Origin of the sequence: Nonomuraea sp. NPDC049784 (assembly GCF_040659615.1) — a bacterium.
Taxonomy (GTDB): domain Bacteria; phylum Actinomycetota; class Actinomycetes; order Streptosporangiales; family Streptosporangiaceae; genus Nonomuraea.
This window is the reverse complement of the sequence record NZ_JBFAMX010000663.1, coordinates 1-5,406: the sequence shown is the minus strand read 5'-3', so window position 1 is coordinate 5,406 and position 5,406 is coordinate 1. Positions and strand designations below refer to the sequence as shown.

Sequence of the window (5,406 nt, the reverse complement as noted above, 5' to 3'; positions counted from 1 at the left end):
GGGGCGAGGGCCTGGCGGACCGAGGCGATCGCGCACTCGTGCTCGTGGCGGTCCTTGGGCGAGGCGAACAGCGCGGCCCCGCGCGCGAAGTCGTCGGCCGGGCCCATGCCGCGGGCGGTGGTGCCGGCCAGCACGAGCGACTCGATCTCCTGGCCGGTGCGCCGGATCAGCAGCTCGGGCGTCGCCCCTACCAGCCCCGAGACGGAGAACGTGTAGCACTCGGGATAGCGCCGGGCCAGCCGCGTGAGCAGCAGCCGCACGTCGATGGGCCGTTCGGCGGTGGCGACCAGGTCGCGCGCCAGCACGACCTTCTCCAGCTCTCCGTCACGGATGCGCTTGGCGGCCCTGGCCACGACCTCCTCCCACTCTGGAGCGGTCAGGCTGCCGTCGCCGTAGCGGATGCGGCCGGGGTCGCGGACGGGGGAGAACGTCTCCAGCGGTCCGTCGCCGATCGTGGTGAGCCAGGCGTGCCCGCCGCGGCGGGCCAGCACGGTGCGCGGGACGACGAGGACCGATCCGTGGGCGTCCTCGTCGAAGGTGAAGCTGCCGAAGGCGACCGGGCCGGAGCCGGGCGTACGCACCGCGTCGTTGACGTGGGCGTCGCCGAACACCGTGGCCAACCACTGACGGGCCCAGGCGAACCTGCCCGGGCCCGGGGGCACGGCCACCCGTGCGGCCTCTCCCCAGCCGACGAGGCCCTCGCCGTTTCTGACCCAGGCATAGGGCGCCGTCCTGGGCAGGGATGCCAGCAGGTCGCCGGGGTCACCGACGGGGGTGGTGCGAACCGGTAGCGGGCGGGTTGTTCCGAGCGCGACACTCACCCAAGACACTCTATGCGGGAACTGAACACGTTCGACTCGGACCCCCGTGAATGCGAGGTTACGGACAATGAACCCGGAAAAACCCGGGCGCTGAGCTGTATTCGCCCCAACCTGATCGCGTCCGGCCTGTCAAGCAGCGATATGAAGTCGGTCCCGAAATCACAGACCTTGCCGAAACGCCATAGCCTGACGGTGATCCACTTCCTACCTTGGGTCCATGATCAGTCGCCTGGGCTCCGTGCTCGCCGCATTGATTCTCGTCTTCTCCACCGGTCCGGCGCAGGCCGCGACGGGTGAGCCCGTGCCCGCGGTCATGGCCGCGCTCGGCGACTCGATCTCCACCGGCTTCAACGCCTGCGGCTTGTACATCTCCTGCAGCGCGCGCTCGTGGTCGACCGGCGACAACCCGCAGGTGGCCAGCCACTACATGCGCCTGTCCAAAATGTCTGGAACGCTCCAGAAGCACAACCTCAACTTCGCCGCCCCCGGATCGACCAGCGCCGACCTGCTCGGCCAGGTCCGCAAGGCGGTCGAGGCCAAGGCCAGCTACGTGACGATCCTGGTGGGCGCCCAGGACGCGTGCACCCGCACCGAGCAGGCCATGACGCCCGTCGAGACGTACCGTAAGCGGCTGGACACGGCGCTGGCCGAACTGCGCGCCGGGCTGCCGGCGGTCAGGGTGTTCATCGCCAGCATCCCCGACCTGCGGCGGCTGTGGAAGGTCGGCAAGGCCCGTGCGCTGGCCCGCACGTTCTGGACAGTAGGCCATATCTGCCAGTCCATGCTCGCCAAGCCCGCCTCGACCAAGCGGGCCGACGTCCAGCGCCGCGACCGGGTACGGGCGCGGGTCGTGGCCTACAACCACGAGGCGGCCGAGGCGTGCGCCGCCTTCGGTCCCGCCTGCCACACCGACGGGGGCGCGGTGTTCTCGTTCGCGTTCACGCTCGACCACCTCAGCGGGTGGGACTACTTCCATCCGAACACGAACGGGCAGCGGATCCTGGCGAAGCTGACGTTCGAGCACGGATTCACCTGGATCGACCCCCGCTGACGGCCCCGCTAACGGCACTGGGTGAGCATCATCCTCTTGTCGGCCCCCCGGACGGGCACGTCGTACTTGAGCGCGACCTGCGCGAAGCGGGTGACGTACGCGCAGCGGATGCTCCGCTGCGGCGGCAGCCAGCTCGCCGGCCCCGAGGCGTCCTTCTGCTCGTTGGCGTCGCCGTCCACGGGCAGCAGGTTCAGCGGGTCGTTGGCGAAGTCCAGCCGCTTGGACATCGGCCAGCGCGGCGCCCCCATGCGCCAGGCGTAGTTGAGCGGCACCACGTGGTCGACCTGCACCTCGTCGGGATTGTCCTTGTGCCAGTAGATGATCCTGCCGGTGTAGGGGTCGGTCAGCTCCATGGAGACGACCTCGCAACTGGAGCCCGCCCGGTACTTCACGTTCCGGCCGTCGCGGGCCAGCAGGTCGTCGCGGGTGCGGCAGCCGTTGCGCGCGTATGGCACGCCGATCGCGCTGTCGGCCCAGTTCTCGCCGTAGCGGGTGCGCTCGTACCCGGTGTTGGGGCCGAAGCCCTTGACGCGCAGGCGCTTGATGAGGTCGCGTGCTCTGGCCTTGTCGGCGTCGGCCATGATGGGGGCCAGGCCGGGCAGCGTGCCGCTGGCGTTGCCCAGCGGGCTCGCCGCGGTGGCCGGACTGGTCTTGGCACTGCCGACGAAGGAAACGACGATGATGGCTCCCGCTAGAAGGGCAATGGCGTCCTTCGTGCTCAAGCAGGCCTCCGAACATCCAAGGTTGTCTAGAGAAATTCCCGGCATCGGGTGCTTTGACACGGGGAGGGTTATGTGACTGATCGCCCGATCGACCCGGACGTCGATCTCCACGTCCCGGCCCAGCGCACGGAGCTGCACTGGCCCGTGCTCGCGGCCATCGCGGCCGGCGGCGCGCTGGGCGCCCTGGCACGCTACGGCCTGCAGTCGGCGCTGCCCGCGGGACCGGCGGACTTCCCGTGGGCGACCTTCCTGATCAATGTGTCGGGCTGCCTGCTGATCGGGGTGCTCATGGTGGTGATCACGGAGGTACGGCAGGCACACCGGCTCGTGCGGCCGTTCCTGGGCGTGGGGGTGCTGGGTGGATACACGACCTTCTCGACGTACGCGGTGGACATTCAGCGGGCGGTCGAGGCGGGAGCGCCGCTGACTGGGCTGGTCTACCTGGCGGCCACGATGGCGGCGGCGCTCGCGGCCGTGGCCGCGAGCATGTGGCTGACCAGGCGGATCGCCGGGAGGCCGGCGGGCGTGCGATGACGGTGGTGCTGATCGTTCTGGGGGCGGCGGTCGGAGCGCCGCTGCGCTATCTGGCGGACCGGGCGGTGCAGGCGCGGCACGACACGGTGTTCCCGTGGGGGACGCTGGCGGTGAACGTGGCCGGGTCGGCGCTGCTGGGCTTCCTGGCCGCGCTGCCCGCGGGAGGCGGGGTCATGGCGCTGGCGGGCACCGGGTTCTGCGGGGCGCTGACTACGTACTCGACGTTCGGATACGAGACGGTGCGGCTGATGGAAGAGGGTGCGCGCTTCCACGCGGTGGCCAACGCGGCCGCAAGCGTGGTGGCCGGGCTCGGTGCGGCCTACTGCGGCGCGGCCCTGGCCCAGGCCCTCTGAAAATCGTTGGCCTCCGCTCGATCGGCGGTGGCACGATGGGCGGGCATTCGCCCGCCGACGATCAGGAGCATGAGATGCGGTGCCTCGGAATCTCCCAGCGCCCCATTGGCACGAGAGTTCCCGAGGGCTCCACCACTCATGCACATCCTGAACATCGGCATCCTCGCGCACGTAGACGCGGGCAAGACCAGCCTCACTGAGCGGCTGCTGTTCGAGACCGGCGTCATCGGCCGGCTCGGCAGCGTCGACGAGGGCAGCACACAGACCGACACCGGCGAGATCGAGCGCCGTCGCGGCATCACCATCCGTGCGGCCGTCGCCTCCTTCACCCATCCTGGCACCCTGGGCGACCTGCGGGTCAACCTGGTCGACACACCCGGCCACAGCGACTTCGTGGCCGAGGTGGAGCGCGCGCTCGGCGTGCTCGACGGCGCCGTGCTGGTGCTGTCGGCCGTCGAGGGCGTCCAGCCGCACACCCGGGTCCTGATGAAGACCCTGCGCAAGCTGCGCCTGCCCACGCTGATCTTCGTGAACAAGATCGACCGGGCGGGCGCCAGGGAGCGGGAGCTGCTGGCCGACATCCGGCGGCGGCTCTCGCCGTACAGCGTCGCACTGAACACCGTGCGGCGCCTGGGCTCCAAGGCGGCCACCACCGCCGGCGTCGCCTCCCCGGAGGAGGCGGCCGAGGTGCTCGCCGAGCGGGACGACGGGCTCCTGGAGCTGCTCGTCGAGGGCAAGACGCCCGACTTCGGCCAGGTACGCGCGGCGCTGGCGCGGCAGTGCGCCGCCGGAGAGGCGTACCCGGTGCTGTTCGGCTCGGCGCTGACCGGGCAGGGCGTCGCCGAGCTGCTCGACGGCATCCACCTGCTGCCCGCCGTGCGCCAGCCCGACGAGCCCCCGGAGGAGGCGGCGCGGGCGTCGGTGTTCGCGATCGAGCGGGCCCCGTCCGGGGAGAAGGTCGCCTACCTGCGGGTACGCGGGGGAGCGCTCCGCGCGCGCGAGCACCTGACCTTCCATCGGGGGCGTGAGGCGTACGACGGGCGGCTGACCGCTCTTGCCGTCGCGGGCGCGCCCGAACGGCGGCACGCGGTGGCGGGGGACATCGTCAAGGTCTGGGGCGTGCCCGAGATCCGCGTCGGAGACCACGTGGGCGAGCTCGGGCGTGTTCGTCAGGCCCACTTCACCCCGCCCAGCCTGGAGACCGTCGTACGGCCCCGCGTCCCCGGCCAGGAGCCGCGCCTGCACGCCGCCCTGGTCGCGCTGGCCGAGCAGGATCCGCTGATCGGCACCCGCACGCTGGCCGGCGGCGAGACCTCGGTCCTGCTCTACGGGGAGGTGCAGAAGGAGGTCATCGGCGAGACCCTGGCCAGGGACTTCGGCGTCGAGGCGGTCTTCGAGCCGAGCCGCCCCGTCTACTTCGAACGCCCGTCGGGCACCGCCGAGGCCGTCGAGGAGATCCAGCGGCACGGCCCCAACGAGTTCATGGCCACCGTCGGCCTGCGCGTCGAGCGGGGCGTGAAAGGGTCGGGCGTCGGCTACCGGCTGGAGGTCGATCTCGGATCGCTGCCGCTGGCGTTCCACCGGGCGATCGAGGAGAGCGTGCGCCTGGCGCTGCGCGAGGGCCCGCACGGCTGGCCGGTCACCGACGTCCAGGTCACGCTGACCAGGACCGGCTACGACTCGCCCATCACTGTCGCGGCCGACTTCCGCGGACGCACCCCGATCGTGCTCATGCGCGCCCTGTGCCTGGCGGGCACCACCGTGTACGAGCCGTGCCACCGTTTCGAGCTGGAGGTGCCGCTGGCGGCGTTCAGCGCGGCCACCGCCGGGCTCGCGGCACTGGGCGGCGAGGTACGCGACGCCCGGCGCCGCGACGACACCTGGGTGCTGGAGGGGGAGATCCCGGCGGCCGCGGTGCACGAGTT

At 71.4% G+C, this 5,406-nt stretch carries 6 protein-coding genes; 4 read left to right on the top strand and 2 right to left on the bottom strand.

From position 1 onward, the window contains the following. On the bottom strand, window positions 1-821 hold an 821-nt coding region (locus tag AB0J09_RS55095; RefSeq protein WP_360710344.1), incomplete at its 3' end, for a chorismate-binding protein. 217 nt (window positions 822-1,038) lie between these two features. Between AB0J09_RS55095 and AB0J09_RS55090 the strand changes: the two genes are divergently transcribed. Beyond that, window positions 1,039-1,872: an SGNH/GDSL hydrolase family protein gene (locus AB0J09_RS55090; RefSeq protein WP_360710343.1), complete on the top strand. Its 834-nt coding sequence runs from the start codon at window positions 1,039-1,041 to the stop codon at window positions 1,870-1,872. A gap of 8 nt (window positions 1,873-1,880) precedes the next feature. Here AB0J09_RS55090 and AB0J09_RS55085 read toward each other — a convergent pair whose 3' ends face one another. After that, window positions 1,881-2,594 carry an HNH endonuclease family protein gene (locus AB0J09_RS55085; protein ID WP_360710341.1) on the bottom strand — a complete coding sequence of 238 codons (714 nt, stop codon included), beginning with the start codon at window positions 2,592-2,594 and terminating at the stop codon, window positions 1,881-1,883. Between the two features lie 72 nt (window positions 2,595-2,666). On the opposite strand from AB0J09_RS55085, the gene crcB (AB0J09_RS55080) reads away from it, so the two are divergent. From crcB (AB0J09_RS55080) to AB0J09_RS55070, 3 genes are all read left to right on the top strand, one after another. Further along, a complete protein-coding gene (gene crcB, locus AB0J09_RS55080; RefSeq protein ID WP_360710339.1) occupies window positions 2,667-3,128 on the top strand; it encodes a fluoride efflux transporter CrcB in 462 nt (153 codons plus the stop codon). Continuing rightward, window positions 3,125-3,481, top strand: coding sequence for a fluoride efflux transporter CrcB (crcB, locus tag AB0J09_RS55075; protein ID WP_360710337.1), 357 nt, complete (start codon window positions 3,125-3,127; stop codon window positions 3,479-3,481). The genes crcB (AB0J09_RS55080) and crcB (AB0J09_RS55075) overlap by 4 nt, the downstream gene beginning before the upstream one ends. Window positions 3,482-3,619: 138 nt before the next feature. Then, on the top strand, window positions 3,620-5,406 hold a 1,787-nt coding region (locus tag AB0J09_RS55070), incomplete at its 3' end, for a GTP-binding protein (protein WP_360710335.1).